27 protein-coding genes are annotated in these 25,425 nt (G+C 73.3%); 9 read left to right on the forward strand and 18 right to left on the reverse strand.

Features of this window, described 5'->3' with window-relative positions:
• Positions 1 to 3 precede the first annotated feature (3 nt).
• Positions 4 to 891, forward strand: a complete 888-nt coding sequence (gene sigJ, locus ACZ470_RS21400; protein ID WP_468429339.1) for an RNA polymerase sigma factor SigJ — start codon at positions 4 to 6, stop codon at positions 889 to 891.
• Between the two features lie 225 nt (positions 892 to 1,116).
• Here sigJ and ACZ470_RS21405 read toward each other — a convergent pair whose 3' ends face one another.
• On the reverse strand, positions 1,117 to 2,577 hold the full coding sequence (locus ACZ470_RS21405) for a cytochrome P450 (protein ID WP_468429341.1): 1,461 nt from the start codon (positions 2,575 to 2,577) through the stop codon (positions 1,117 to 1,119).
• Positions 2,578 to 2,690: 113 nt separating this feature from the next.
• On the opposite strand from ACZ470_RS21405, the gene ACZ470_RS21410 reads away from it, so the two are divergent.
• Positions 2,691 to 3,299, forward strand: a complete 609-nt coding sequence (locus ACZ470_RS21410) for a TetR/AcrR family transcriptional regulator (protein WP_468429343.1) — start codon at positions 2,691 to 2,693, stop codon at positions 3,297 to 3,299.
• 88 nt (positions 3,300 to 3,387) lie between these two features.
• Positions 3,388 to 4,116 (forward strand): DUF2470 domain-containing protein, encoded by a 729-nt coding sequence (locus tag ACZ470_RS21415; protein ID WP_468429345.1) that lies wholly within the window; start codon positions 3,388 to 3,390, stop codon positions 4,114 to 4,116.
• Here the strand turns inward: ACZ470_RS21415 and ACZ470_RS21420 are convergent.
• The 3 genes from ACZ470_RS21420 to ACZ470_RS21430 all read right to left on the reverse strand — a co-directional run bounded on the left by ACZ470_RS21420 (position 4,084) and on the right by ACZ470_RS21430 (position 7,196).
• A complete protein-coding gene (locus tag ACZ470_RS21420; RefSeq protein ID WP_468429347.1) occupies positions 4,084 to 5,280 on the reverse strand; it encodes a lactonase family protein in 1,197 nt (398 codons plus the stop codon). The genes ACZ470_RS21415 and ACZ470_RS21420 overlap by 33 nt on opposite strands.
• A gap of 97 nt (positions 5,281 to 5,377) precedes the next feature.
• Positions 5,378 to 6,628: an FUSC family protein gene (locus ACZ470_RS21425; RefSeq protein WP_468429349.1), complete on the reverse strand. Its 1,251-nt coding sequence runs from the start codon at positions 6,626 to 6,628 to the stop codon at positions 5,378 to 5,380.
• A gap of 79 nt (positions 6,629 to 6,707) precedes the next feature.
• Complete coding sequence (locus ACZ470_RS21430; RefSeq protein WP_468429351.1) at positions 6,708 to 7,196, reverse strand: FBP domain-containing protein; 489 nt, start codon at positions 7,194 to 7,196, stop codon at positions 6,708 to 6,710.
• Positions 7,197 to 7,356: 160 nt separating this feature from the next.
• Between ACZ470_RS21430 and ACZ470_RS21435 the strand changes: the two genes are divergently transcribed.
• Complete coding sequence (locus ACZ470_RS21435; RefSeq protein ID WP_468429353.1) at positions 7,357 to 8,337, forward strand: phosphotransferase family protein; 981 nt, start codon at positions 7,357 to 7,359, stop codon at positions 8,335 to 8,337.
• A gap of 92 nt (positions 8,338 to 8,429) precedes the next feature.
• Complete coding sequence (locus ACZ470_RS21440) at positions 8,430 to 9,719, forward strand: ROK family protein (protein WP_468429355.1); 1,290 nt, start codon at positions 8,430 to 8,432, stop codon at positions 9,717 to 9,719.
• Between the two features lie 7 nt (positions 9,720 to 9,726).
• On the opposite strand, the gene ACZ470_RS21445 is transcribed toward ACZ470_RS21440, so the two are convergent.
• From ACZ470_RS21445 to ACZ470_RS21465, 5 genes are all read right to left on the reverse strand, one after another.
• Positions 9,727 to 10,008, reverse strand: a complete 282-nt coding sequence (locus ACZ470_RS21445; protein ID WP_468429357.1) for a hypothetical protein — start codon at positions 10,006 to 10,008, stop codon at positions 9,727 to 9,729.
• A 67-nt stretch (positions 10,009 to 10,075) separates the two neighbouring features.
• Positions 10,076 to 11,107, reverse strand: a complete 1,032-nt coding sequence (locus tag ACZ470_RS21450) for an SDR family oxidoreductase (protein WP_468429359.1) — start codon at positions 11,105 to 11,107, stop codon at positions 10,076 to 10,078.
• A 338-nt stretch (positions 11,108 to 11,445) separates the two neighbouring features.
• Positions 11,446 to 12,660: an FUSC family protein gene (locus ACZ470_RS21455; RefSeq protein WP_468429361.1), complete on the reverse strand. Its 1,215-nt coding sequence runs from the start codon at positions 12,658 to 12,660 to the stop codon at positions 11,446 to 11,448.
• A gap of 30 nt (positions 12,661 to 12,690) precedes the next feature.
• On the reverse strand, positions 12,691 to 13,347 hold the full coding sequence (locus tag ACZ470_RS21460) for an HAD family hydrolase (RefSeq protein WP_468429362.1): 657 nt from the start codon (positions 13,345 to 13,347) through the stop codon (positions 12,691 to 12,693).
• 42 nt (positions 13,348 to 13,389) lie between these two features.
• On the reverse strand, positions 13,390 to 14,430 hold the full coding sequence (locus tag ACZ470_RS21465; protein WP_468429364.1) for a PHP domain-containing protein: 1,041 nt from the start codon (positions 14,428 to 14,430) through the stop codon (positions 13,390 to 13,392).
• Positions 14,431 to 14,560: 130 nt separating this feature from the next.
• Here ACZ470_RS21465 and ACZ470_RS21470 point away from each other — a divergent pair, with 130 nt between their 5' ends.
• Together ACZ470_RS21470 and ACZ470_RS21475 are read left to right on the forward strand one after the other, a co-directional pair.
• On the forward strand, positions 14,561 to 15,370 hold the full coding sequence (locus ACZ470_RS21470; RefSeq protein ID WP_468429366.1) for an SDR family oxidoreductase: 810 nt from the start codon (positions 14,561 to 14,563) through the stop codon (positions 15,368 to 15,370).
• Positions 15,371 to 15,425: 55 nt separating this feature from the next.
• Positions 15,426 to 15,701 (forward strand): hypothetical protein, encoded by a 276-nt coding sequence (locus ACZ470_RS21475; RefSeq protein ID WP_468429368.1) that lies wholly within the window; start codon positions 15,426 to 15,428, stop codon positions 15,699 to 15,701.
• A 28-nt stretch (positions 15,702 to 15,729) separates the two neighbouring features.
• On the opposite strand, the gene ACZ470_RS21480 is transcribed toward ACZ470_RS21475, so the two are convergent.
• From ACZ470_RS21480 to ACZ470_RS21490, 3 genes are all read right to left on the reverse strand, one after another.
• Positions 15,730 to 16,275 (reverse strand): VanZ family protein, encoded by a 546-nt coding sequence (locus ACZ470_RS21480; RefSeq protein ID WP_468429370.1) that lies wholly within the window; start codon positions 16,273 to 16,275, stop codon positions 15,730 to 15,732.
• Positions 16,276 to 16,334: 59 nt separating this feature from the next.
• Positions 16,335 to 16,997 (reverse strand): DUF4230 domain-containing protein, encoded by a 663-nt coding sequence (locus ACZ470_RS21485; RefSeq protein ID WP_468429371.1) that lies wholly within the window; start codon positions 16,995 to 16,997, stop codon positions 16,335 to 16,337.
• Positions 16,998 to 17,127: 130 nt separating this feature from the next.
• A complete protein-coding gene (locus tag ACZ470_RS21490; RefSeq protein WP_468429373.1) occupies positions 17,128 to 17,508 on the reverse strand; it encodes an anti-sigma factor antagonist in 381 nt (126 codons plus the stop codon).
• Between the two features lie 240 nt (positions 17,509 to 17,748).
• Between ACZ470_RS21490 and ACZ470_RS21495 the strand changes: the two genes are divergently transcribed.
• On the forward strand, positions 17,749 to 18,141 hold the full coding sequence (locus ACZ470_RS21495) for a VOC family protein (protein ID WP_468429375.1): 393 nt from the start codon (positions 17,749 to 17,751) through the stop codon (positions 18,139 to 18,141).
• A gap of 68 nt (positions 18,142 to 18,209) precedes the next feature.
• Here the strand turns inward: ACZ470_RS21495 and ACZ470_RS21500 are convergent, their stop codons facing one another.
• Together ACZ470_RS21500 and ACZ470_RS21505 are read right to left on the reverse strand one after the other, a co-directional pair.
• Positions 18,210 to 18,521 (reverse strand): DUF4235 domain-containing protein, encoded by a 312-nt coding sequence (locus ACZ470_RS21500; RefSeq protein ID WP_468429376.1) that lies wholly within the window; start codon positions 18,519 to 18,521, stop codon positions 18,210 to 18,212.
• 43 nt (positions 18,522 to 18,564) lie between these two features.
• On the reverse strand, positions 18,565 to 19,593 hold the full coding sequence (locus ACZ470_RS21505; protein WP_468429378.1) for a glutathione S-transferase family protein: 1,029 nt from the start codon (positions 19,591 to 19,593) through the stop codon (positions 18,565 to 18,567).
• 100 nt (positions 19,594 to 19,693) lie between these two features.
• Here ACZ470_RS21505 and ACZ470_RS21510 point away from each other — a divergent pair, with 100 nt between their 5' ends.
• Positions 19,694 to 20,659 carry a cation diffusion facilitator family transporter gene (locus ACZ470_RS21510; RefSeq protein ID WP_468429380.1) on the forward strand — a complete coding sequence of 322 codons (966 nt, stop codon included), beginning with the start codon at positions 19,694 to 19,696 and terminating at the stop codon, positions 20,657 to 20,659.
• Positions 20,660 to 20,718: 59 nt separating this feature from the next.
• Here ACZ470_RS21510 and ACZ470_RS21515 read toward each other — a convergent pair whose 3' ends face one another.
• The 4 genes from ACZ470_RS21515 to ACZ470_RS21530 all read right to left on the reverse strand — a co-directional run bounded on the left by ACZ470_RS21515 (position 20,719) and on the right by ACZ470_RS21530 (position 25,205).
• Entirely contained in the window at positions 20,719 to 21,171 is a 453-nt protein-coding gene (locus tag ACZ470_RS21515) for a nitroreductase family deazaflavin-dependent oxidoreductase (RefSeq protein ID WP_468429382.1), read from the reverse strand.
• Between the two features lie 94 nt (positions 21,172 to 21,265).
• Positions 21,266 to 21,898 (reverse strand): LysE family transporter, encoded by a 633-nt coding sequence (locus ACZ470_RS21520; RefSeq protein WP_468429384.1) that lies wholly within the window; start codon positions 21,896 to 21,898, stop codon positions 21,266 to 21,268.
• Positions 21,899 to 22,195: 297 nt separating this feature from the next.
• Positions 22,196 to 22,813 carry a DUF4232 domain-containing protein gene (locus ACZ470_RS21525; RefSeq protein ID WP_468429385.1) on the reverse strand — a complete coding sequence of 206 codons (618 nt, stop codon included), beginning with the start codon at positions 22,811 to 22,813 and terminating at the stop codon, positions 22,196 to 22,198.
• Positions 22,814 to 22,826: 13 nt separating this feature from the next.
• The gene (locus ACZ470_RS21530) at positions 22,827 to 25,205 is read right to left on the reverse strand and encodes a SpoIIE family protein phosphatase (protein WP_468429387.1); all 2,379 of its coding nucleotides are present in this window, start codon (positions 25,203 to 25,205) and stop codon (positions 22,827 to 22,829) included.
• Between the last annotated feature and the right edge of the window lie 220 nt (positions 25,206 to 25,425).

Below are 25,425 nucleotides of genomic sequence, written 5' to 3' on the forward strand. Positions count from 1 at the left end.
CCCATGGACGCCGACAAGGACCTGCTGGCGGAGCGCTTCGAGCAGCACCGCGGACATCTCAAGGCGGTCGCCTACCGCATGCTCGGCTCACTGACCGAGGCGGAGGACGCCGTCCAGGAGGCCTGGCTCAGACTGGGCCGCACGGACACCGACGCCATCGACAACCTCGGCGGCTGGCTCACCACCGTGACCGGCCGGATCTGCCTGGACCTGCTGCGCACGCGCACCGCACGCCGCGAGCAGCCGATGGACGAGACCTTCGTCCCGGACCCGGTGCTCAGACCCCTCTCCCAGGTGGACCCGGAACAGGAGGCACTGCACGCCGACTCGGTGGGCGTGGCGCTGCTGGTCGTCCTGGACAGCCTGGAGCCCGACGAGCGGCTGGCGTTCGTCCTGCACGACATGTTCGCCGTGCCGTTCGACGACATCGCCCCGGTCGTGGAGCGCAACGCCGCCGCGACCCGCCAGCTCGCCAGCCGGGCCCGTCGCCGGGTCCGGGACGCGACGCCCTCGTCCGACCCCGACCTCGGCCGGCAGAAGCAGGCGCTCGACGCGTTCATGGCCGCCGCGCGCGGCGGTGACTTCGAGGCGCTGGTCGCCGTCCTCCACCCGGACGTGGTGCTGCGGGCGGACGCCGGCACCCTGGTCCGGGGCATCGCGGCCTCCAAGACCCTCCAGGGCGCCAAGGCGGTCGCCGAGTCGGCGCTCATGTTCGCCCGCTACACGGCGGCGTCCCGAATGGTCCTGGTCAACGACGCACTGGGCCTGCTCAGCGTGGTGGACGGCCACATCCAGTCGGTCATGTCCGTCACGATCACGGAAGGCCGCATCACAGCCATGTACATCCTCGCCGACCCCCAACGCCTGTCCCACCTGACCCCGCCTCAGTAGCCGCGGGCAGCCGCTCCGCCGCATCCGCGGGCAGCCCTCTGCCGCGATCCGCGGGCAGTCGTGCCTCCCCCAGTGCCTTAAGGGCCTGGGAGGTGCCCCCAGGGCGATGGGGGTACCTCCCGCTCGAGCGAAGCCGAGAGTGGGGGAGGGTGGGCGCGACGGCACCCCGCGAGCGCCGGGCCGCGCGAACACCCCCCGCCCCAGCCCAACCAACCTCACGGGGACTCAGGCCTCGCCTGAACCCGCGCCCCGGCGCTCCAGGTGCATCCGCAACCCCTCCGGCATCAACGTAAGCCGCTCGGTCACGCGAAGCCGGTACCCGGCCTCCGGCCGAAACTCGTACCGACGCAACAACAACCCCAACACCAGCACCGCCTCATGCAGCGCGAACTGCCGCCCGATACACGCACGCGCCCCCGTCCCGAACGGCTTGAACGCGTGCGCCGCCCGCGACCGCACCACCCGCGCCTCGAACCGCTCCGGATCGAACCGCTCCGCGTCCGCGCCCCACACCCCGGGATCCCGGTGCAGCATCGGCGTCAGCACCAGCGTCCAGGCCCCGCGCCGCATCGGATGCTCCCCGCCCAGCACCGTGTCCACCCGGGCCTCCCGGGCGAAGGCCGGCGCGGTCGGCCACAGCCGCAGCGACTCGTCCAGCACCCGGCGGACGTACCGCAGCTTGGCGACCTGCTCGTATCCGGGGGCCCGCACGTCGCCCCACACGCGGTCCACCTCGTCGCGGGCACGGGCCGCGACATCGGGGTGCCGGGAGAGATGGTGAAGGGCGAAGGAGAGCGCGCCCGAGGTCGTCTCGTGGCCGGCCACCAGGAAGGTGATCACCTGACGGCGCACGTTCTCGGGCGACAGCCGCTCCCCGGTCTCCGGATGCGCGGTGTCCAGCATCCGGTCCAGCAGGTCCCCGTCGCCGCCGCCCTCGGCGCGCCGGGCCCGGACCACCTCGTCGACGATGCGGTTGAGGTGCGCGATGTCGGCCGCGTTGCGGCGGCTCGCACGGCGCAGCAGCAGCGGAGTGAGCGGTGCCGGAACGCTGTTCAGCCGCTGCGCGTAGGTGAGCGTGCCGACCATCGCCGTGACGAACGGGTGCGGACGGGACCGTTCGAAGGAACCGAAGTCGTGCCCGAACCCGGTCCGCGCGATCGTCTCCAGCGTCAGCTTGGTCATGTCCCCGGGGACGTCCACCCACCGGCCGTCCGCCGCCGCACGGTCCCAGTGCTCCGTCAGCCGCTCCGCCACGGCCAGCATCATCGAGTGGTAGCCGGCCATCGCCTCACGGCTGAACCCGGGGGCCAGCACGTCGTGCGCCAACTGCCAGTTGGGCTCGTGGTTGTACGCGGTGAACAGCCCGTCGCCCGCGACCGGCCGCAGATTGGCGACGCCCAGCCCGACGTGCTTGGCGAACCGTGTCTCGTCGGCCAGGTCCGCCACCAAGTCCGCACCCCAGGTGAACACGAACTCCTTGCCGAAGGCGTTCCGCCGGAAGATCGGCCCCAGCCGGCCGGCGTACTTCAGTGAGTCCTGGAGCGGCGTGCGCCTGCTCGCCCCGACGATGTCGCCGAGCAGCGGCACGCGGTACGGCGGGTGCGGGATGCGGTGCAGTTCGGGCCAGCCCAGCTCCGCGCTGCGGAACCCCTTCGGCAGGTCTGCCCGTGTCGTCGTCTCCGCCATGAAGCGATCCCCTTCGACCCGGCGCGCGAGTGCGACACGCGTGTTGTACGCGAGTTCAATAACGCGGTTCAGTCTGGTCCCGTTGTTGAACCGGCGTCAAGTAAAGTGCGGGGATGGCCGTGAACCAGGGCGGGCCCGCGCGCCGCCGGCTCAGCACCGAGGAGCGCCGGGAGCAGCTTCTGTCGGTCGGCGCGCGGCTGTTCTCGGAGAGCCCCTACGACGACGTGTGGATCGAGCGGGTCGCCGAGATCGCCGGGGTCTCTCGCGGGCTGCTCTACCACTACTTCCCGACCAAGCGGGACTTCTTCGCGGCGGTCGTGGAGCGCGAGAGCGAGCGGATGCTGCGGATGACGGCGGCGGTGCCCGGCGTCCCCGTGCGCGAACAGCTCACGGCCGGTCTCGACACCTACCTCGGATACGTCGAGGCCCACGCGCACGGCTACCGCGCCTTCCACCGCGCCGACGCGGCGGGGGACCAGGCCGTGCGCCGGGTCTATCGGCGGGCCCTGGCCGCGCAGGAGCGGCAGATCCTCGCGGCGCTCGCCCGGGACCCCGAGTTCGGCCCGGTCTTCGAGGAACGCCCGGACACCCGCCTCGCCGTGCGCGGCTGGCTGGCCTTCACCACCGCGGTCTGCCTGGAGTGGCTGCGCGGCTCCGAGCTGGGCCGCGAGCAGGTGCGCGACCTGTGCGTCCGCGCCCTGCTGGGCGTCCTCACGCCCTGAAAGGTCTCGTAAGGATCACGCCACCTGGTTGGCGGCCACCCCGATCTTCGGTAGGTTAGGCAAGGCTTACCTAAGAGGAGGTTCGGGGATGGCTGACGACACGCATGGCTGGACGGCCGCGCCCGGCGCGGCGGAGCGGGCCCGCTCCGTGCTCGCCACCGCATGGTCCTGCGCGGTGACCGCGGAGGGCACCCGCGAGGAGCTGGTCGGCGCGCACAGCGTGACCGACGACGGACGGGTGCTGCTGAGGGTGCCCGAGGACAGCGCCCTGCTCGCCGCCGCGATCTGCGCGCCCCGCGGTGAGCCGTCCGCCGTACTGGAGTTCGCCGACGTCGCTCCCGTCCCCGTACGCAACCGGATCCGCGCCCGGCTGTGGCTCGCCGGCTGGTTCTCCGTCCAGGAGGGCCACCTCGCCTTCCGGCCCACGCGCGTGGTCCTCCGGCAGCCGTCCGGCGCCCTGGTCGTCGACGCCGACGAGTTCGCCGCCGCCGTGCCCGACCCGCTCGCCACCGCCGAGGCCCGGCTGCTGACCCACCTCGCCGACTGCCACGCCGACGCGGTCGAACGGCTGACCCGACTGGTCGACCCGGACAGTCTGCACGGCGCGGTCCGCGTCCAGCCGCTCGCCGTCGACCGGCACGGACTGACCCTGCGCATCGAACGCGTCCGCACGGGCGGCGACGTACGACTGCCGTTCCACACGCCCGCGGACGACGTCTCCCAGCTCACCGAACGCATGCACGCGCTGCTCGTCCAGGCGAGCGCCGCCTCCTGCCCCCGGGCGCTACAGCGGCAGCGCGCAGACGGCGACCGGTGAGGCGAACGGCTCACCCGCGGAGCGCAGTTCACCGCTCTCCTCGTCCACATGGAACACACTGACGTCGCCCGACCGCTGATTGGCCGCGAACAGCAGCGCGCCGTCGGGGGAGAAGGCGATCTGGCGCGGGAAGTCACCGCCCACCGGAACGGTGTCCAGCAGCCGCAGCCGGGCGCCGTCCGCCTCGACGGCGTAGCGGGTGAGGCTGTTGTCGCCGCGGTTGGCGAGATAGGCGTACCGCCCGTTCCCCGTCACCAGGATCTGCGCCGGGTAGCTGGTGCCGGCCCCCGTGCCCGTCGACTGCGCCTCGCCGATCCGCAGCCGCCCCGAGCCGGGGTCGTACGCGCATACGGCGACGGTGTTGTCCAGCTCGTTGGCGAGATACGCGTACCGGCCACCGGGATGGAAGGTGAGATGGCGCGGTCCGGCGCCGGGCCGGGTGCTCGCCCGGGCCGCCTCGGTGAGCGTGCCGGACTTCGCGTCGAGGCGGTACGTGTACACCGTGTCCGTGCCCAGATCGACGGCGAGGACGTGGCCCCCGTCCGGGCTGGTGATGAACTGATGGGCGTGCGGCCCCTGTTGCCCGGGCCCCGGCGGCGGACTGGAGTGCGTGACCAGCTCGGTGCGCTCACCGAGCGCCCCCGAGGCGTCGATGGGGTGCACCGCGACGCTTCCCGAGCCGTAGTTCGCGCTCAGCAGATACCGCCCGTCCGGATGCACCGAGAGATGGCAGGGAGCCGCGCCGCCGCTGCTCCGGCTGCCCAGGATCTTCCGGTCGGACAGCCGGACGGCGGTCACCGCGCCGTCGTCCCGCTCGTCCACCGCGTACAGCGTCCGGCCGTCCGGGTGCACCGCCAGATACGACGGATCCCCTACGCCGGTGAGCGTGCCGGTGCCGGTGATCCGCCCCGCCGCCGGGTCGTACGTGGCCAGCCCGATGCCCTTGCCGCCGCCGTCGACCGATGTGTAGGTGCCCAGCAGGAGCGGGCGCGGACCGGAGGGCCGGTCGTTCTCGGACCGGGGGCTCGTGCTCGGCCCGGGGGCCCGAGGGGACGGCGGGTCCGCCGACGGCGCGTCGTCGTCGCACGCGGGGAGCGCCACCGCGGCGGCCGTCCCCGTGAGGGCGCAGACGAAACGGCGCCTGCTCCAGTCAGCCCTGCTCATCCGCCGCACCTCAGGTCGTCGCTCGTCCCGGCCGCCTCCGCCACCCTGGCGTCGATCACCCGCCGCGCGCAAGCCCGACCCGGTGGGAGGGGGCACATCACTGGGCGCGATGGCCGGCGCCGCGGTTCCGGCGCAGCCGCTCCGGCACGGCCAGCCGCTCCCGCATCCGGGTGAGCCGCGGCAGCCGCTCGCGCTGCTCCCGCGAGTGCCGGTCCAGCTCCTCGAACAGCCGGCGCGTGCGGTGCTCGGTGTCCATCTCGTCGAGGATGCGGTTGACCTCGGTCAGCACGGCGCCCAGCAACTGCCAGTCACGCGCGTCGCGCCGGGCCTCCTCGAAGAGCAACTGCGCCAGCTTGTCGCGGGTGGCCGCCGCCTGCCGGAGCTCGGAGGCGAGCCGCTCCTCCGCCGACTCGGCGTTCGCGCTGACGCTCGTGGTCACCAGCACCGCGAAACTGACCACCGCGTCCGCGATCTCGGACAGCAACTCCTCGAAGGCGGCCCCCGTGTCGGGTGCGAACAGCCGCTCGGGCTCGCGTTCCTTGGCCAGGTCGGTCAGGGTGCGGGCCAGCACCCGCAGCACCACGGTGCAGATCTCCAGCGTGTCCAGGCCCGTACGCAGCACGATCCGGTGCAGCAGCCCCTCACGCACCCGCGGGTTGAGGCGCAGGCTGTCCTCCGCCTGTCTGAGGTCCGCGTCCACCTCGGTGATGTCGTGGTCCAGGCGCCGGGCCTCGTGCAGCCGGGCCGCCGCGCGGTGCGGGGGCGTACGGCCCGCGGCCTCCTCGCCGATCCGCAGCATCAGCTGCCGCACCCGCCGCGCCAGCTCCTCGATCGACTCACCGGCCTCCTCGACCCACACCGGCGGCGCCAGCAGCAGATTGAAGGCCATCCCGACGACCGCTCCGATCAGCGTCTCCACGATCCGGGCCCAGGCGGTGTCCCCGTGCGTGGTCACCCCAAGTACCAGCATCGCGCTGATCGCGACCTCGGGGACGAACTCGTGCACCCGCACCAGATGGCCGATGATCAGTGACGACAGGATGAGCAGGCCGAGGCTCCACCACGTCAGACCCACCAGCAGGCTGAAGAGAATCGCCACGACGACCCCGGTCACGACGGAGTTCACCCGGCGCAGCCCGGTGGTGAGGGTCGAGTACAGGGTGACCTGGACGACGAGCAGCGCGGTCAGCGGCGCCGTGAGCGGGGCCGCCTCCGGACTCAGCCGCAGCGCGATGACGTAGGCGACCGTCGCCGCCGCCGCCGACCGCACCGTCTGCACGGTCACGGGGTCCCGGTGCCGCTTGACGAAGCGGACGGCCGGCGCGGTCATCTCACGTACCACTCGCATCCTCGGACGGTTCCCCCTCCCCGGACGCGTCGAACGTGTTCACCGACGACGGCAGTCGCCCGGGGGACACGCCGCCGGGCTACAGCTTGTCGAGGAAGGCGAACAGATTGCCCCGGGTGCGGGCGATCTGCTCCTCCAGCGTGAGGCTCTCCTCGAAGCGGCCACCCGTCTCCGGGATCTTCTTGCCGCGCAGATAGAGGGAACAGGCGAGATCGGTGCACATGTAGGCGCCGACCGAGTTGCCTTCACGTCCGGCCGGGCCCGCCTTGCGCGCGGTCATCAGGGCGACCCCGCCGCGTGGATGGGTCGTCAGGCACAACGAGCACATGCTGCGGTGCAGGAAGCCGCGCTGGGCCGGCTGGAAGCGCAGGGCCACCCCGAGGAGACGGTCCTCCCGTTCGGTGACGAGATAGCTGCGGTCGGGCGCGCCGGGATCGCGCCAGCCCAGGAAATCGAGGTCGTCCCAGGGGCGTTCACCCAGGTCACGTGGTACGGCCAGCCGCTTGGCCTCACCCTTCGAGCAGTTGATGAACGAACCGCGGATGTCCTGCTCGGTGAGTGCTCTCATGGGGGCGTCTCCTGGCATGCTCTTTCGAAACCTAGGGGGTCTAGGTTTCTGGCCCAGGGTAGATATCCGGCGCAGGGCGCAGCCAGCCATTTTCCCCCCGGGCCGGGCTCCCCGCGCGTTGCGTACGCTGTACCGGTCGTCGAGGGGGAGGGGTGTACGGATGGGGGACTCCTGGGAGCGGGCCCGCCGGGTGCTCGAGGAGGCGGGACTGCCGTCCGGCGCGCTCGCCGGGGTGCGCCCGCTGAGCGGGGGCACCTACAACACCGTCGAGGAGCTCCTCCTCGCCGACGGCAGCCGGTACGTGCTCAAGATCCCGCCCGCGCCCACCGTTCCCGGCATGAGGCACGAGCGGAGACTCCTGGTCGCCGAGGCGGAGTTCTGCGCGGCGGCGGCCGAGGCCGGCGTGCCCGCCCCGCGCGCCGTCTCCCTCGGCGGCGACAGCGCCGTACCTCACCTGCTGCTGACCGCCTCGCCGGGCGTGCCCTGGCCGGACGCGGCGCCGGCCGACGGGGAGCACGCGGAACTGCGTACCGAACTCGGCCGCCAGGTGGCCCGGCTGCACCGGGTCACCGGACCGGGGTTCGGCTACCCGTCCGGCGCCCTCGGCCCGCTCGCCCCCGACTGGCGCACCGCGTTCACCGCGATGACCGACGCCGTACTCGCCGACGCCCGCGACTACGGCGCCCGGCTGCCCCGCCCCGTTGAGGAGGTGGCCGCGGTGATCGGTGGCGCCGCCGGGGCGCTGGACGAGGTCACCGTGCCGGTGCTGGTGCACTTCGATCTGTGGCCGGGCAACATCCTGGTGGACCGCCCGGCGGCGGGGGAGGCCCGGATCGGCGGGCTGATCGACGGGGAGCGCATGTTCTGGGGCGATCCGCTCGCCGACTTCGTCTCGCTCGCGCTGCTCGGCGATATCCGGGCCGACGGGGCGTTCCTCGCCGGGTACGGGGAGGCCGGGGGCCGGGCCGTCTTCGACGCGGCGGCCCGCGTCCGTCTCGCCCTCTACCGCGCCTACCTCTATCTGATCATGCTCACGGAGACGATCCCGCGGGCCGTCGGAGCCGATCGCGAGAGCTGGGTCCAGGACACGGTCGCGCCGGAACTCGAGGCCGCCCTGGCCGAGATCCGGGCCCTGTGTTAGTTCACATCATGAAATAAGCCTGGGGGAAAGTCGCGCCCGGCCGGTTCTCGGCGGTATGTTGCAGGTCGGAGCAGGGTTTGGGAAGGAGCCACATGGCGGGGCGGAACGGGCGCACGGTGCGCGACCTCAGACGGGCCAACCGCACGGCCGTGCTTCAGCGGCTCTACTTCGACGGCCCGCTCAGCCGCTTCGAGCTCGGCCCCGCGACCGGGCTCAGCTCCGGATCGGTGAGCAATGTGGTCGCCGATCTCGTCGCCGACGGCCTCGTGGAGGAGGCCGGCAGCGTCGACTCCGACGGCGGCCGGCCCCGCACCCTGCTGCGGGTGGCGCCGGTCAGCGGCCACATGATCGGCGTCGACGTGGGCGAGACCCGCGTCCGGGTCGAACTGTTCGACCTGACCCTCACCGAGCTGGCCCGCGCGGAACTCCCGCTGGAACAACAGCGCTACGAGGTCGAGGTCATCGTCGACCACATCCGCTCCGGGATCGCCGAGGTGCTCGCCGGCGCGGGCCTCGCCCCCGAGCGGCTGCTCGGTGTGGGCATCGGCGTCCCCGGCATCGTCGAGCACACCCCCGACCGGGGTGCCGTGGTGCACGGACAGACCATCGGCTGGGACGCCATCCCGCTGGAGTCCCTGCTCCGCTCCGAGTCCCTGCTGCCCGACTCGGTGCCCTACTTCATCGACAACGGCGCCAAGACCCTCGGCCAGGCCGAGATGTGGTTCGGGGCCGGCCGGGGCGCCCGCAACGCCCTCGTGGTCCTCTTCGGCTCCGGCGTCGGCGCCTGCCTGGTCACCCCCGAGGTGGAGCACGGCCGGGCGGTCGAATGGGGGCATCTGACCGTACGCGTCAGGGGGCGCCGCTGTCGCTGCGGAGCGCTCGGCTGCCTGGAGGCGTACGCGGGCGCCGAGTCGCTGCTCGCCCGGTGGCGCGAGGAGGGCGGCCGGGTGCCCGGGGACACGGACGAGGAGACGGCGCTGACGACGATGCTCGCCGCCGCCTATCCGGCCGACGACACCGCCCCCGACCCCGTCGCGCTCGCCGTGCTGGAGGAGACCGCCGAGTACCTGGGCGCGGGCCTGTCCGACCTGATCAACCTCTTCCAGCCGGAGCGCATCCTCATGGGCGGCTGGGCCGGCCTCCAGCTCGGCTCCCGCTTCCTGCCCGCCGTGCGCAGGCACGCCCTGTCGTACGCGCTGCGCCATCCGGCGGAGAACGTGACCATCGAACTGGGCCGCCTCGGCCCCGACGCGGTCACCGTCGGCGCGGCGATCCTGCCGCTCGCCGACTTCTTCGCCCGCGGCGGCCGACGCCCCGACCCGGACCCGGAGTCCCCGCCGCCCGCCTGGCACACGGCACTCCAGGAGCGGGCCCCACGCTGAACCCGGGTCAGGCGGAGGACTCGTCCGGTACGGGTTGCTGCGGGTTGGGTGACGCCGAGTGCGGGGCGCCCTGCCGGCCGGTCCCGGCCTCGTCCGTGTCGGGGACGTCCGGCTCGGCCTCGCCGGATTCCGGCTCCTGCGACTCGTCGGCCTTCCTCTCGCTCTCCCGCTCCGCCGCGGCGGGTGCGACCTCCCAGGGGTCCTCACCGGGACCGGCCTGCTGGTCGGGCAGGTCGCGCGGAACACCGGCGCCGTTCTCACCGGGGCCTTCGAGGCGGTGGTCGGTCACGGCCCTCTCCCTTCCTTCGTACGCGACCCCCTCGGGTACCTCCGCGGCGGACCGCGAAACCCGTGGCTCAGCCGACCTTGCGGCCCCGCATCGGTTCCGTCTCCTCCCCCGCGCCCTCCCGCATGCCCCGCAGGAACTCCTCCACCACCTGCGTCGCCGTGTGCTCCGGCCGCCAGCCGAGTTCCACCCGCGCACGCGTGCAGTCCATCAGCGGCAGCCTCAGCACGGCGTCGAACAGATGCGGCGAGGCGGGCAGCAGCCGCAGACCCCAGGCGGCGGCGACCGCCGAGCGGGCCGCGGTGCGCGGCAGCCGTACCCTCCGGGTGCCGAGCATCTCCCCGAGCAGTTCCGCGTCGACCTCCGGCTCGGCCGCGAGATTGAAGGCGCCCCGTGCCTCGGCGGACAGCACCGCCAGCCGATAGGCGTGGGCCGCGTCGTCGGTGTGCAGCGCCTGCACCCGCAGCCCCGGAATGTCGGGGAGGAACGGCAGCAGGTCGGGCCGGGCCAGCTGACCCGGCAGGAACCGGCCGCCGAAGATGCGGCGCTGTTCGCTCGCCGACTCCCGCTTGAAGAGGAACGCGGGCCGCATCCGTACCACCCGCGTGCCCGGGTGATCACGCTCGAACGTGTCCAGGGCCCGCTCGAGATACGCCTTCTCCCGGCAGTACGCGGCGTCCGGCCAGCCGTGCGTCGGCCATGACTCGTCCACCGCACGGTCCTTCGGGCCCGGCGAGTACGCCCCGACCGACGAGGCGTGCACCAGCGTCGGCACCCTCGCCTCGGCCACCGCGTCGAACACCCGCATGCCGCCGAGGACATTCGTGCGCCAGGTGCTCGCCGGGTCGTGCGTCGGCTGGAACGCCCAGGCCAGATGGATGACCGCGTCCGCGCCGGCGAACTCCTCGGCGAGATCGAACCGGTCCGAGGCCACGTCCACCGCCGACCACTCGGTCTTCGGGGGCGACCACTCGGGGACCCGCCGGGCCAGGCCCCGAAGGGAGCCGACCTCCGGTTCCTCCGAGAGCACCCGCACCACGCTGGTGCCGACATTGCCGGTGGCGCCCGTGACGACGACCCTCATGCCCGCTGCGCTGCTCACCTTCCGCTCCTCTCGGCCGCCTGCTCCGCGGAACCGGCCGAGTACCCCTCAGCCGAAGGCGTTCACGCCCGTGAGGCGGGGCCGACGGGACGCCCTCGGGCGTTCGGGAAGAAAGGAGCCCCGACCGCGACGGGGGAATCACGGCCGGGGCGGCTCTGTGGTGGGTACGGATGGCGGTCGCCTCTCGGCGAAAGGCTCCACAGGGCTTCAGCCGAACGATCGTCCCTGTGGGCGAATGGTGAGGCCCGGGGACACTGTCCCATCCGCACCCACGGTTGGTTCAACGGGGAACCACCTCCGGGTGTTCCGCATCCGGCCCGCGGTGGGCGTGACGTGTGTCACCGGCCCCCCGCACCGCTGTCGAGGTCGGCCCACAGGTTCTCGGCCTGAAGCACCAGGGTGCCCAGCACGGCCGTCCGCGCGGCGCCCTCCCCGGCGTGCTCCCGCAGCCGCTCCTGGAGCTTGCCGTGCAGGTCCCGCATCACCGCCTCGGTCCGCTCGTCCCGGAGGACGTCCGCTCGCGGACCTCCGTGCAGCAGCCGGTCGCTCTCCGCGCGGCAGGTGTCACCGATCAGCTCCAGCAGCTCCGCGTAGCAGCTCAGCACGTCGGCGTCCGGCGCGGCGGGCGTACGGTCCTCGTCGGCGGCCACCGCGAGCGTGCGGGTCAGCGCGGTGACATGTCCCGTGACGCGGCCGAACCGTTCGTCCTCGGCCTCCGGCGGCAGGGCCCCGGTCGGCACCCGGTGCAGGGCGCGCAGGACGCCCGAGGTCAGCCGCAGGCTCTCCCTGCTCCAGCCGCGGGCCGAGCGCAGCGCCTCCAGATGGCCCTGCAACCGTGCCGAGGCGCCGAGCCACCCCGTGGCGGTCTGCGTGTCCCACTCGCCCTCGCGCAGATCCCCGGCGACGGCGTGCAGCACCTCACCGGCCTCACGCGCCAGCGCCGCCAGGTTCTCCCGTACGTCCCGCAGATGGATCGGCGGCAGGACCAGCGCGTTCACGGCGACCCCGATGGCCGCGCCGAGCGCCGCCTGCCCCAGCCGGTGCCCGACGGCGGCTCCGCTCACCGTCCCCGTGGCGATCGTGAAAACGGCCGTGGTGGCGGCGTAGACGCCCTGGTCGCCGAAGCGCGGCCAGTTCGACAGCAGCATCAGCACCGGCACGGACAGCGCGAGGGCGCCCGTGGTGTCGCCGGTGACCGCCTGCGCCCCGGACGCCACCAGGGCCCCGACACAGATCGCGGTGAACTGCCGTGTCGCCTGCATCAGCGAGCTGTAGACGGTGGCCTGCACCAGGACCAGCGCCACCCAGGGCGCCATCAGGGCCATCGGGTCGCCGAGCCAGACCTGCGCCAGCAGCCAGGCCAGCAGCGCCGCCGCGGCGGCCTTCAGCGACTGGATCAGCAGATCCCGCTCCCGCCCGGGCCCCCGCCACGCGGCCCGCGCCGCCCGCCCCACGGACCGCGCCTCCCACCGGACGGCCTCCCGCACCCGCGCCACCGGAGCCGCCCGGCCCCCGGCGTCCCCCTGCCGGATCTCATCCCACACTCGCGCCATGCCCTGCGGGTATCCCGTCCGCACGGGACCTCATGCCAGGGGACTGTCCGACAGCGACGCCAGGAGATGCGCCGGGTCGTCGTACACCGCGTCCGCACCGGCCTCCACCAGGTCGCCGCGCGGAATGCCGCCGCACAGCACACCCACGCAGCGCACCCCCGCGCGGCTGCCCGCCCGCATGTCCCACACCGTGTCACCGACGAACACCGCCCGCTCCGCGGGCACCCCGGCCAGCTCCAGGGCGTGCTCGACGGGCTCCGGGGCGGGTTTGCCCTCCTCGACGTCGTCGGCGCTCGCCGTCGCGCCGATCGCCTCGTCCGCGTCGATCGCCCGGCGCAGCGCGCTCAGCTCGGCACCGCCCGCCGAGGTGGCGAGCACCACCGTCCAGCCGTCCCGGTGCAGCCGCTTCAGCAGTCGGCCGGCGTCCGGCAGCGGGGGCAGCCGGTCGAAGTACTGCCCGTACAGCGCCTTGTGCGCGGCGCTCAGCCCGGCGTCGCGACGGGTGTCGCGGTCCTCGCCCAGCAGATGGGCGACCAGATCGGAGGAGGGCAGCCCCACGGCCCGGTGGACGGCGTGCATCGGCACCCGGTGGCCCGCCTGCCGGAAGGCCTCCCACCAGGCCGTCACATGCAGATGGTTGGTGTCGACCAGGGTGCCGTCGACATCGAACACGGCCGCCCGTTCCATACGCGGTCCCTCCGTCTCCTCGCGGGCGGTACGGGTACCACTTCAGCCGCCGGCCACTCCGGAGGGCACCTTCCGCTCCCGGGTCCACGCCAGCACCTGGTCCACGGTCCAGGTGGTGACGACCCGCTCCGGCGGCACCCCGCACTCCTGCGCGCGGGCGCACCCCAGGATCTGCCAGTCCAGCTGCCCCGGCGCGTGGGCGTCGGTGTCGACCGAGAACAGCACGCCGGCCTCCACCGCCCGGCGCAGCAACCGGCGCGGCGGGTCGAGCCGCTCGGGCCGGCTGTTGATCTCCAGGGCGGTGCCGGTCTCCGCGCACGCCGCGAACACCTCGTCCGCGTCGAACTCCGACTCCGGCCGGCCGCGTCCGGTCAGCAGCCGCCCGGTGCAGTGCCCGAGCACGTCGGAGTGCGGATCGCGCACGGCGGCCACCATGCGGCGGGTCATCGACCGGGCGTCCATCCGCAGTTTGGAGTGCACGGACACCACCACGACGTCCAGCCGCTCCAGGAGTTCCGGTTCCTGGTCGAGGGAGCCGTCCTCGAGGATGTCGCACTCGATGCCGGTCAGCAGCCGGAACGGCGCCCAGGTCCCGTTCAGCTCCGCCACCACGTCCAGCTGCTCGCGCAACCGGTCGGCCGACAGCCCCCGCGCCACGGTGAGCCGGGGCGAGTGGTCCGTGAGCGCGGCCCACTCGTGTCCCAGCCGGGCTGCGGCCCGGCCCATCTCCTCGATCGGGCTGCCCCCGTCCGACCAGTCGGAGTGCAGATGGCAGTCCCCGCGCAGCAGCGCCCGCAGCTCCCGCCCCGCCCGGTCCGCGGGCTCCCCATCGGATTCGTCCTCCAGCTTCCGCAGATAGCCGGGCACCTCCCCGGCCAGTGCCTCCCGCACCACCTGCGCGGTCTTCGGGCCGACCCCCTTGAGCGTCTCCAGCGTCCCGGCCGCCGCCCGCTCGCGCACCTGCTCCTCGCCCAGCTCCGACAGTGCGCGCGCCGCGGTGCGGAAGGCGCGGACGCGGTACGTCGGCGCCAGCGACCGCTCCAGCAGAAAGGCGATCCGGTCCAGCGCCTCGACGGGATCCATCGCCCACCTCCTCGCTCCAGAGTTCCCCAGGGCGCCCGCGGCCGCACGGCGGAAGCGGGGTTGGCCCGGTGCGCCCGGGGGTACTGCGATGCGTCGCACCCCCTGTTCGACTTTCCACCAGGAGGCCCTCATGTCCGTCCCCACCTCCCCGAGCGGCAGGGCCGCCGTGATCACCGGCGCCGACTCCGGCATCGGCCGGGCCACCGCCGTACGCCTGGCCGCCGCGGGCATGGACGTGGGCATCACCTGGCACAGCGACCTGGAGGGCGCACAGGAGACGGCGGAGGAGGTCCGGGCGCACGGCCGCCGGGCCGAGGTGGTGCCCATGGACCTCACCCGGCTGCCCGGCGCCGCGGACGCCGTCGACGAGCTCCACGACCGACTGGGCCGCGTGGACGTGCTGGTCAACAACGCCGGCACCGGCACGATGACGCCCTTCCTCGACCTGGAACTGTCCACGGTCCGTGAGGTGCTCGACGTCGATCTGGTCGGCCCGTTCCTGTGCGGGCAGAAGGCGGCACGGCACATGATCCGGCAGGGCGACGGGGGTCGCGTCGTCAACGTGACCTCCGTGCACGAGCACCAGCCCCGGGTGGGCGCCGCGCCCTACTGCGCCGCCAAGGGCGGCCTCGGGCTGCTCACCCAGGTGATGGCGCTGGAGCTCGCCGAGTACGGCATCACCGTCAACGCGGTCGCCCCCGGCGAGATCGCCACGCCCATGACCGGCCAGGAGGACACCGACCCGCACACCGAGAGCCGTCCCGGCGTCCCCCTCGGACGGCCCGGCGACGCCCGTGAGGTCGCCGCGGTCATCGCCTTCCTCGCCGGACCCGACGCCTCCTACGTCACCGGCGCCTCCTGGAGCGTGGACGGCGGGATGCTCCGGATGGGGCCGCAGGCCGGATCGCATCTGACGGGCGACGACTGGCGGCGGCCCTGACGGAAGGTGTACCGGAACGCCGCGTTCGCGCCGTTTGCGCTCTACCCTCGATGGCATGACCGAAAGCGCGAGCCCGTACATGTCGCACCCGCGGATCATGGTGCTCGGGGTACAGCCCGGGACACCGCCGTTCCGGATCGTGGAGATCGACGGACAGGTGGTCGGCGAGGCCAAGACCGTCACCGACGTACTGCACGCCGCCGCCGCGTTCGGGATCACGGTCCACGACCTGGACGACCCGGACGTGGTCCGCTGGGTGGGCGGCGACAAGTTCACCTGGACCCTGCGCCGGGCACCACGAGCCGCCCAGGACCAGACCCGGCGGCCCTGAGGCCCCGGGGGCGCGGTCCCGGCGGGGGTCAGGCCCCCGGCCGTCGCGCGTGCACGGCCCGGCTCAGGCGTCGTCCCACGAGCAGATAACCGATCAGCGCCCCGACGGTGTTCAGGATGACGTCGTCGATGTCGAAGGCGCGTCCGGTCACCAGCGCGCCCTGCGCGAACTCCACCAGCAGCATCACGAGGGCCGTCAGCGCCGGCACCCGCAGGAACCCGCGGACGCGCGGCGCGACGACCGGCGCGAGCACCCCGAAGGGCACGCCGAGCAGGATGTTCCCGCCGATCTGGCGCACGGCGTCGCGCAGCGCGGGCTGGTCCAGATAGGCCCTCAGGGAACGGCCCGGACGCAGGTTGGTGTGGGTCAGGGCCTCCGAGGCGGGGGAGGGGTGCAGGGTGAGCCGGGCCAGGACGGCGGCGAAGACGACCATGAAGACGAACGCGCACAGCATCGCCAGCAACCGGGGCAGCAGGGGGAGCGGACGCCCCGGGCTCCCCTCCGCGGGGGCGCGACCGGGTGGGTCCGGACGCCGGCGCAACAGGGAGCGCGGACGTGGGGCGGCGCGGGCCATGCGGTCCTCCACTCGTCAACTTCCGTGTGTGGTAGGCCGGTTACCCCGAGTCGTGCCGGTCAGTCGCCGTAGTCGACCCGCACCGCCTCGAAGCCCAGGGAGCGCAGCAGACCTTCGAGCATCTCCGTGGTGTTGGCCTCGGCGCGGGCGGTGAGCCCGCTCTCCTTCGCCGCGTCGCCGATGTGCTTCACGGCGAGCCTCTGCACGGCCTGCTCGCTGTTGGGGTTGTCCGAGAACAGGTCGCCGAGACGGTCGAGGAGGCCGCGCTGCTTGGACACGGCGTAGGAACGCTCGGGATCCAGGGCGGGCTTCCCCAGCCGGGCGTGGGGCAGCCGCAGCGTGGCGGACGTACGGTCCTCGTCGACCCGTACGTCGTCCCCGTCCAGTGTGCCGAGGTCGACGTAGGCGTCGACGGTGCCCGCGCCCACGTACAGCGTGCGGCTGCCGCGGACGGCGTCGGGCAGCAACTTCGCGTCCTTCTCCAGGTCCACCACCACCTGGAAGTTTCCCGAGGCGGCGTCGTAGCGGCTGATGTCCCGGACGGACTCCAGGAGCGCGGGTCCGGAGCGGTCCCGGGTCTCCGTGCCGAACAGGTCCCTCAGGCCCGGCAGGACGCTCAGCCGGATGCCGGCGAACAGCACTGCGAGCAGCAGCACCACCGCGCCGAGCGCCTTCACCCACAGGGGAACGCGTGCGGTCGGTCCCTTCACGGGAGTCGTCATGGCGACGGCCCTCCTTCCTCCTGACCGAATGCCCCTCAGTTCCGGGCGCAGACGGGGAAGTTGAGGATCAAAGGACCGCACCGGGAGCACGCGGGGGCGCACGATGGAGGTCGGTCGGCCCGACGGCCGGTCACACCGGCCCGGATGTGGCCTCGGGGCGCTCCAGGGCCGCGTCCAGGGTCGGCCACGGGGGCAGCAGCCGGGACAGTCCGGTGATCCGCAGCATGCGCAGGGTCAGCGGGTGGGCGCAGACGAGGTGCAGCCGGCCGGGTCCGTCCGTGACCCGGTGCCGGGCCCGGTACAGCAGGCGCAGGCCGGAGAGGTCGAAGAACTCGACGTGGGTCAGGTCGATCACGATCCGGGCACCCGGTTCGGCGGTCGCCATGTCCAGATGCGGGACGATCTCCGCGGCCGCGGCGATGTCGATCTCACCGCGGAACTCCAGCACCGTGTGTCCCCGGTCGTGGCGGACGCGCAGATGCCGGGTCAGCGGCGCAGGTTCGTACCGCACGACGCCATCTCCTCCAGCCTGCTCCGTGCAACGGGGGAGGGGAGCGGCCCAACACCGGTCCCTGCCCTGCAAGTTACCTTCGAACGAGTGCATTTGAGCATGTTCGATTGACATATGTCTTCGAATTGCGACCGAGTTCCTTCGGCCGGGGACACGAGTGAATCCGGTGAGCCGGGACAGGTGTCACGTACAGGGCGGGGCGACCGCGCCCCGCCCGGAACCGGACCTCCCGGAGGAGACATGGCACTGGTGACGGCCGGCGTGGTGGTGCTCGACTGTGCCGAACCCGAGAAACTCGCGGAGTTCTACAAGAACTTGCTGATGGCGGAGGAGGTCGACGCCAACGTCAACCGGGTGGAGGTGCGGGCCGCCGACGGCTTCCGCCTCGCGCTGCGTCGTGACGCCAACGCGACCGCGCCCAGCTGGCCCCGCCCGGAGAACTCCCTCCAGGCGCACCTGGAGTTCGTGGTGGACGACCTGGACGCGGTGGAACGCCGGATCGTGAGCCTGGGGGGCCGCCCGACGGAGACCGGCGAAGCGTCGGGGCTCAGCGAGGAACGCGGCTACGCCGACCCCGCGGGCCACTCCTTCACCGTGCGCCGGGGCACCCCGACCGCGCCCAAACAGGGTTGACCCCCGACCCCCCGGCCCCCCGACCCTCCCGGCGCCCCTGGGGGACGCCGGGACGGGACGTGGGCGGATCAGTCGCGCCCGCCCTTCTCCGGGACCGGCCAGGTGCCCGTGGAGCGTTCGATGGCCTTGGCGCCGGCCCGGTCCACGGCACTGCGCACCACCGCGAAGATGGCGCCCTGGATCGCCGCGGCCAGCAGGATCTCGCCCCAGCGGCGGTCCCGGTCCAGCGCGTCCGGCGCGTCGTCCTCGTGCCGGATCATCTTCCAGGTCTTCTGGAAGGCCATCCCGGCCACGGTGCCGCTGGTCCAGCCCAGCGCGAAGCCGAGGGGCTTGTACGCCAGGGGCAGCTTCTTCTTCGCCTTCTTGCTCTTCTTCGCCACGTGGATCTCCTAGGTCGGCTGCGTCGTCTCGTCGGTGAATGGATCAGGGGCTGCCCGCCGCCGGAACCTCCTCCCCGGTCCGCACCGGGCCGGGCGGGGTGCCGTCCCCGAACGGCCGGCCGCCCAGCTCCTCACGGTGGTGGGGCGTCGTCCAGCCGGAGAGATCGGGACCGAGGGGCACGATGCCGGACGGGTTGATACCGGTGTGCACCTGGTAGTAGTGCCGCTTGATGTGGTCGAAGTCCACGGTGTCACCGAAGCCGGGCGTCTGGTACAGATCGCGGACGTACGCCCACAGCACCCGGTTCTCCGTCAGCTTCCACCGGTTGCACTTGAAGTGGCCGTGGTACACCGCGTCGAACCGCACCAGCGTGGTGAACAGCCGGATGTCCGCCTCGGTGAGGGTGTCGCCGACGAGATACCGCTGCCCCTCCAGCCGCCGCGCCAGCAGTTCCAGCCGGCGGAACAGCGCCGTGCACGCGGCCGCGTACTCCTCCTGACCGGTGGCGAAGCCCGCCCGGTACACGCCGTTGTTGACGTCCTGGTAGACGTCCTCCATGAGGGTGTCGATCTCGTCGCGCCGCGCCTCCGGATACAGGTCGGGAGCGCCCTCGCGGTGCAGGGCCGTCCACTCGGTGGCGAGGTCCAGGGTGATGCGCTGGTAGTCGTTGGTGACCAGTTTCCCGCTCGGCACGTCCACGACCGCGGGCACGCTCACCCCGCCGGGGTAGTCCGTCTCCCGCCGGTCGTACGCCTCGCTCAGATAGCGGATGCCGAGGACGGGGTCGCGGCCGTCCGGATTCAGGGTGAAGCGCCAGCTCCGGTCGTCCTGGACGGGATCCGCGACGGCCAGCGACAGCGCGTCCTCAAGCCCGAGCAGCCGCCGGGACACCAGCGCCCGGCTCGCCCACGGGCAGGCACGGCTCACCACGAGGCGGTAGCGCCCGGCCTCCACCGGCCAGCCGTCCCGCCCGTCCGCGGTGATCCGGTCCGCGAAGTGCGCCCTGGACCGTTTGAACGCCTTCCTGCCGTACGCCCTGTTGCCGCCGCCCCCGTCGTCGCGGCCGCCCATGGTGCTCTCCTTCTCGCCGATCGGATGTCCCTGTGACCGCGTTCCCCGTTTTCCGCCGACGGCACGGTGTGACCTAGGCCGACCGGGGCAATCGGCCCAGGTGAGTACACGATCGGATCGCAGAACGCGCGTCACCGTGCTGGTGGCGCTCGCCGCCAATCTGGTGATCGCGGTCGCCAAGGCCGTCGGCGGCCTGGTCGCGGCCTCGCCCGCACTGCTGTCGGAGGCGGCGCACTCGGTGGCCGACAGCCTCAACGAGGTGTTCCTGCTGGCCGCGCTGCGGCGCAGCCGGCGCCCGGCCGACCGGCGTCACCCGTTCGGCTACGGCAAGGAGCGGTTCTTCTGGGCACTGCTCGCGGCGGTGGGGATCTTCGTGATGGGCGGCTGCTTCTCGTTCTTCCAGGGGGTCGAGGCGCTCCGGAACGGAAACCAGGAGCGGCTGAGCGGCTATGTGGCCGGCCTGATCGTCCTCGGTGTCGCCCTGCTCGCCGAGGGCGCCTCGCTGCTGCGGGCCCTGTACCAGGTGCGCCGGCAGGGCGGCGGGCTCAGGGGGCTGCGCGATCCGGCGCTGCGCACGGTGGTCGCCGAGGACGGCACCGCGGTGCTGGGCGTCACCCTTGCCATCGCGGGCATGGCGCTGCACATGATCACCGGGCAGGTGGTGTGGGAGGCGGCCGCCTCGCTCGCCATCGGCGCGCTGCTGGTCTACGTCGCCTACCGGCTCGGCCGCGACGCCCGCGACCAGCTGATCGGCGAGGCCGCCGACCCGGAGGCCGACGACCGGATCCGGGAACTGCTGCGGAGGCAGCCCGAGATCGACAGCGTGGAGGCGCTCTTCACGATGAAGACGGGCCTGGACACCGCCCTCGTGGCGGCCCGCGTCGACCTGGTGCCCGGCATGGACAGCGAGCGGGTGGAGGAGGTCGCCGTGCGCATCAAGCGGTCCATCGTGCGTGAGGTGCCCGAGGCGGAGCAGGTCTTCCTCGACGTCACCGAGCGGGGGGACCCGGAGGCACGGGAGGCGTGGGAAAGCCCCGCCGCGACGGGGGAGCGCGGCGGGGCCTGAACGACGCGTGCCCGCATCCCGGAGCTTCATGCACACCGGGACACGAAAATCTCCCGCGTTCAGTTCGGGTGCCGGTCCGGCTCCAGCACAAGGACCGGAATCTCCCGGTCCGTCTTCTTCTGGTAGTCGGCGTACGGCGGATAGGCCGCCACCGCACGCTTCCACCACTCGTCCTTCTCCGCACCCGTGACCTCACGGGCCGTCATGTCCCACTTGTCCGGCCCGTCCTGGAGCTCGACCCGCGGATCGGCCTTGAGGTTGTGGTACCAGACCGGGTGCTTGGGCGCTCCGCCCAGCGAGGCCACCACCGCGTACCGCCCCTCGTGCTCGACACGCATCACCGGGGTCTTGCGCAGCTTGCCGGACTTCGCGCCCCGGCTGGTCAGCACGACGACGGGCATGCCCGTGTCCAGCAGTGTCGTCCCCGCGGTGCCGCCGGAACTCTCGTACAGCTCCACCTGTTCGCGCACCCACCGGGCCGGGCTGGGTTCGTACTCGCCGTGAAGTGGCATGGCATCCGTTCCCTCGTCGTCACGTCCTGCGGTCGACTCGATCACAGGTACAACGCCACCGCACGCGGGATTCATCCGGGCCCGCCCGGCGCGGTCAGGCGGGAGCCACCGCCATGCGCACCGCCAGCGCCGTCATCACGGCGGTCGCCGTCAGGGCCGTCACCAGGCGTCCCCGGTGACCGGTCAGCGCCCGGCCCAGCAGGGCGCCGCCGCCGGCGAGCAGCACCTGCCAGCTCGCGGACGCGGCGAAGGCCGCCGTCACGAACACGGTCTGCTCCGGGAATCCGGCGGCCTCCCCGCTCTGCGAGCCGAGCACGAGCGCCGCGAAGTAGATCACGGTGGTGGGGTTGAGCAGGGTGATGCCCAGCAGCGTCACATACGCGCGAGCCGGGCTCGGGGGAGCGGGTTCGGGACGTGTGGCGAGCCGGTGGCCGCGGTACCGGCGTACGGCGGTGGCCGTTCCCCACGCCGCCAGCGCCAGCAGCACCAGCACACAGATCCAGCGCATCGGCCCGAGCACCGGCCGCAGCGCGGACGCGAGGGCCGAACCGCCGAGCGTGGCCGCGAGCGCGTACAGCCCGTCGGCCGTGGCGACGCCGAGGGCGGCGCAGACGCCGGTGCGCAGGCCGGTGCGGGCGGTGAGGGCGACGAGATAGGTCCCGACCGCGCCCACGGGCACGGCGATGCCGTAGCCGGCGAGCAGCCCCGCGAGCAGGGCGGCCGTCATGAGCGCGGCGGCGTCGGTCCTCCCCGGGGGCCGGTCTGCTGCTGTCGGCCCGCCGCGGGGGCGGTGGCGGACAACGGCGTCGGGAAGGAACTCGTAGGCATGGCAGGATCCTGCGGCCTTCCGCGCGGGACGGGCAATCGGTTTTCCGGGAGCGATCAGGAGGTCCGGCGTGCGCCGCGGCGACCGGTACGCGGGGGAGGAGGGCCCGGACGGCGGGCGGCCGGAGTCCGGCGGTGAGCGGGCCCCGGGCCGGCCGCGGCGGGACCGACGCGCGCCCGGTCCCCGGGCCACCGCGGCTCAGGGGCCGGTGCCCGGCTCCAGCACCGTGAGGAACACCGAGGACGCGTTGCCGGACACCGGGACCGGGCCGGCCTTCCACGGCACCTTCAGCGGTTCCCGTTCGTCCGGCGGGGTGACGAGGAGCGCCGCCGGGGTGGCCGTACGGGCGCCGCTGACGCCCGGGCTCGCGAAGCGCAGCCCCGCCCAGGCACTGTCGCCGGGCGCCAGCGTCACGGTGGTCGGGTCACCGGGGGTGCGTTCCGGGTCCCGGCCCAGCCGCTCGCCCGCCCCGTCGAGGAAGGCGGCGCCCGGATACCCGTACAGGGTGCAGGCGCGGGAGGACACGTTCGTCAGCACGACGGGGAAGTTGCGCTGTCCCGCACCCGGGTCCATCCGGCCGACGGCGGCGCTCAGTTCGGCCGTGCGGCACCGGGATCCCGGGCCGTCCGGGTGCCCGGTGGAGGCGGCGGCGTCGCTCGGGACGGCATCCCGCGCAGAGTCGGCGGCCGTCCGGCCGGCGGAGGCCGAGGGCTGCGGTACCGGGGTGCCGCTCTCCGTGCCGCAGGCGGCCAGGGCGACCAGCAGAACCAGGGCGCCCGCCAGCGGCGCACCCGCGTGCCGTGATCCGTTCACCATGGCCGACTCCACGTCACATCTCGTCCACCAGGGCCAGTTCCGACCAGATGGTCTTGCCGTCCGCCGTGTGTCTGCTGCCCCAGCGCTGGGTGAGCTGGGCGACCAGCAGCAGACCCCGGCCCCCCTCGTCCCAGCTCTTGGCCCGCCGCAGGTGCGGGGCCGTGTGGTTGGTGTCGGACACCTCGCAGATCAGCGTCGAGGCGTCGTGGATCAGCCGCAGCCGGATGGGCGGGGCGCCGTACCGGATGGCGTTGGTGACCAGCTCGCTCACCACCAGCTCCGCCGTGAACGACGCCTCGGTCAGCGCCCAGGCGGCGAGCTGGTCGAGGACCTGCTTGCGGATGGGGGCGACGAGCGCCGGATCGGCGGGGATGTCCCAGGTGGCGACCTGTGAGGACGGCAACCCGTGGGTGCGGGCCAGCAGCAGGGCCACGTCGTCCGTGGCGCCGCCCGGCGAGAGCACGGTGTGCAGGACCCGGTCGCAGGTCTCGTCCAGCGGGCCGACGGCGTTGGACAGCGCCTCGCGGAGCAGCGCGTGGCCGACTTCGGTGTCCCGGCCCCGGGACTCGACCAGCCCGTCGGTGTAGAACGCCAGCACCGTGTCGTCGGGCAGCTCCAGCTCGGCCGACTCGAACGGAAGTCCGCCCAGGCCCAGCGGCGGCCCGGACGGCAGGTCGAGGTGCCGGGCCGGGCCGCCCGGCGGGATCAGGACCGGCGGGGGATGCCCCGCCCGGGACAGCGTGCAGCGCCGTGACACCGGGTCGTACACGGCGTACAGACAGGTCGCGCCGACCTCGGTCGCCCCCGCGTCGCCGCCCGACTCGTGCGAGAGGTGCAGCACCAGGTCGTCCAGATGGGTGAGCAGTTCGTCGGGGGCCAGATCGATGTCGGCGAGGGTGCGGACCGCCGTGCGCAGCCGCCCCATGGTCGCGGACGCCTGGATGCCGTGCCCGACGACGTCCCCGACGACCATGGCCACCCGCATCCCGGACAGCGGGATCACGTCGAACCAGTCGCCGCCCACCCCCGAGCGCGCCGCCGGCAGATAGCGGGTGGCCGCCTCCACGGCGGCCGTGCGCGGCAGCCTGCGGGGGAGCAGGCTGCGCTGGAGCGCGAGGGTGGTCTCGCGTTCGCGGGAGTAGCGGCGGGCGTTGTCGATGCAGACGGCGGCCCGTGCGGTGACCTCCTCGGCCAGCAGCACGTCGTCGTGGGTGAACGACTCGGGACGGTTGAAGCGGGTGAACGCCGCGACACCGAGGGTCGTACCACGTGCCTGGAGCGGGACCGACAGCATGGAGTGGACGCCGAACTCCCTGACCTGACGGGCGCGTGCCTCGTCCACTTCCAGCCACGGGTCGAGATCGCCGGAGGGCACCGAGGCGACGATGCTGTGCCCCGCGATCAGCGAGTCGGCCTGGGGCGCGGCGGCCGGGTAGACGACCAGCTCGCCCAGGCGGGCGACCGACTCGGGGCTGCCCGGCGTGAGGGACTGGTGGGCGACGCGGCGCAGCGACACCGGTGTGGTCAGCGGGCCGGTGGGCTCGCCTCCGGGCTCCTCGGGCTCCAGCAGGTCCACGCTGACGAAGTCGGCGAGCGCGGGCACGCACACCTCGGCCAGCTCCTGCGCCGTCCGGGTGACGTCCAGCGTGGTGCCGATGCGCATGCTGGCCTCGTTGACCAGTTGGAGCCGCTCCCGCGCCCGGTACTGCTCGGTGAAGTCGTGGGCCGTGACGCACACCCCCCGCACCCGGCCGGACTGGTCGGTGAGCGGGGCGAGCCGGGCCAGCCAGGCGTGCGCGCGGTTCTCGCTGGTGGCCTTCATGTACGTCTGCATGTCGTGCGGCCGTCCGCTGCGCAGCACCTGGCGCAACTGCCGCTCGAGTTCGGCGTGCTGGGTCCGGCCGCCGATGTCGGTGGGCCGGAGCCCTCGCAGATGGGGGGCCGGCAGCCCGAGGAGGTGGGCCATGGCGTCGTTGACCCCGCGCAGGCGCAGCGCTCCGTCGAAGACCATGGTGGCGCAGGGCGACTGGAACACGGCGGCCCTGACCAGGGGGTCGTCGGGCAGGTCGTGGTCCGCGGCCTCCAGCGGGGAGACGGCGAGCCAGTCCCCGGGACCGTTGTCCGACGACTGTCGGTGGTGGGCGAGCACCCACGCCGTGACCGTGCCGCCGTCGCGGTGCCGCAGTGCGAGGGTGCCGCTCCAGCGGGCGGCGGGCAGCCGCGGCGGGCCCGACCCCTCGGCCAGCAGCTCGACGGCGGGACGGCCGACGACCTGCTCGGCCGTGTGTCCCAGCAGCAGGGACGCGCCCTCGCTCCACCGCGTGAGCGTACCGTCGGCGGCGATGACGGCCCGGGCCGTCACGGCATCGTCGAACGGGTCGTCCGGCCTCATCGTCGCCACTCCATCGCGCACACTCACCGTGAACCGGTGTATCGCCTGAGTTCCAGCCTAGTGGGTCGGCGCCCGACGCGGACTGCGAACCTCCGCTCCGGGTGACCTTCATCAGTCCCGTCCCAACCGTTGACGGAAGGTCACACCTGCCACAACCATGGTCCGCGCACGGAAATGGGAGCGCTCCCATTTACCCGCACCTCCCCAGAGGAGCCCAGAC

This window comes from Streptomyces sp. NPDC031111 (assembly GCF_055570675.1).

Bases quoted from the DNA above. Each gene is read 5' to 3' on its own strand.
- ACZ470_RS21465 (WP_468429364.1), bottom strand. From the start codon at position 14,430: ATGGATCCCGTCGAGGCGCTGGACCGGATCGCCTTTCTGCTGGAGCGG.
- ACZ470_RS21495 (WP_468429375.1), top strand. From the start codon at position 17,749: ATGGCACTGGTGACGGCCGGCGTGGTGGTGCTCGACTGTGCCGAACCC.
- ACZ470_RS21435 (WP_468429353.1), top strand. From the start codon at position 7,357: ATGGGGGACTCCTGGGAGCGGGCCCGCCGGGTGCTCGAGGAGGCGGGA.
- ACZ470_RS21520 (WP_468429384.1), bottom strand. From the start codon at position 21,898: ATGACGGCCGCCCTGCTCGCGGGGCTGCTCGCCGGCTACGGCATCGCC.
- ACZ470_RS21440 (WP_468429355.1), top strand. From the start codon at position 8,430: ATGGCGGGGCGGAACGGGCGCACGGTGCGCGACCTCAGACGGGCCAAC.
- ACZ470_RS21530 (WP_468429387.1), bottom strand. From the start codon at position 25,205: ATGAGGCCGGACGACCCGTTCGACGATGCCGTGACGGCCCGGGCCGTC.
- ACZ470_RS21480 (WP_468429370.1), bottom strand. From the start codon at position 16,275: ATGGCCCGCGCCGCCCCACGTCCGCGCTCCCTGTTGCGCCGGCGTCCG.
- ACZ470_RS21485 (WP_468429371.1), bottom strand. From the start codon at position 16,997: ATGACGACTCCCGTGAAGGGACCGACCGCACGCGTTCCCCTGTGGGTG.
- ACZ470_RS21470 (WP_468429366.1), top strand. From the start codon at position 14,561: ATGTCCGTCCCCACCTCCCCGAGCGGCAGGGCCGCCGTGATCACCGGC.
- ACZ470_RS21475 (WP_468429368.1), top strand. From the start codon at position 15,426: ATGACCGAAAGCGCGAGCCCGTACATGTCGCACCCGCGGATCATGGTG.
- ACZ470_RS21425 (WP_468429349.1), bottom strand. From the start codon at position 6,628: ATGCGAGTGGTACGTGAGATGACCGCGCCGGCCGTCCGCTTCGTCAAG.
- ACZ470_RS21405 (WP_468429341.1), bottom strand. From the start codon at position 2,577: ATGGCGGAGACGACGACACGGGCAGACCTGCCGAAGGGGTTCCGCAGC.
- ACZ470_RS21415 (WP_468429345.1), top strand. From the start codon at position 3,388: ATGGCTGACGACACGCATGGCTGGACGGCCGCGCCCGGCGCGGCGGAG.
- ACZ470_RS21410 (WP_468429343.1), top strand. From the start codon at position 2,691: ATGGCCGTGAACCAGGGCGGGCCCGCGCGCCGCCGGCTCAGCACCGAG.
- sigJ (WP_468429339.1), top strand. From the start codon at position 4: ATGGACGCCGACAAGGACCTGCTGGCGGAGCGCTTCGAGCAGCACCGC.
- ACZ470_RS21460 (WP_468429362.1), bottom strand. From the start codon at position 13,347: ATGGAACGGGCGGCCGTGTTCGATGTCGACGGCACCCTGGTCGACACC.
- ACZ470_RS21420 (WP_468429347.1), bottom strand. From the start codon at position 5,280: ATGAGCAGGGCTGACTGGAGCAGGCGCCGTTTCGTCTGCGCCCTCACG.
- ACZ470_RS21455 (WP_468429361.1), bottom strand. From the start codon at position 12,660: ATGGCGCGAGTGTGGGATGAGATCCGGCAGGGGGACGCCGGGGGCCGG.
- ACZ470_RS21515 (WP_468429382.1), bottom strand. From the start codon at position 21,171: ATGCCACTTCACGGCGAGTACGAACCCAGCCCGGCCCGGTGGGTGCGC.
- ACZ470_RS21505 (WP_468429378.1), bottom strand. From the start codon at position 19,593: ATGGGCGGCCGCGACGACGGGGGCGGCGGCAACAGGGCGTACGGCAGG.
- ACZ470_RS21525 (WP_468429385.1), bottom strand. From the start codon at position 22,813: ATGGTGAACGGATCACGGCACGCGGGTGCGCCGCTGGCGGGCGCCCTG.
- ACZ470_RS21430 (WP_468429351.1), bottom strand. From the start codon at position 7,196: ATGAGAGCACTCACCGAGCAGGACATCCGCGGTTCGTTCATCAACTGC.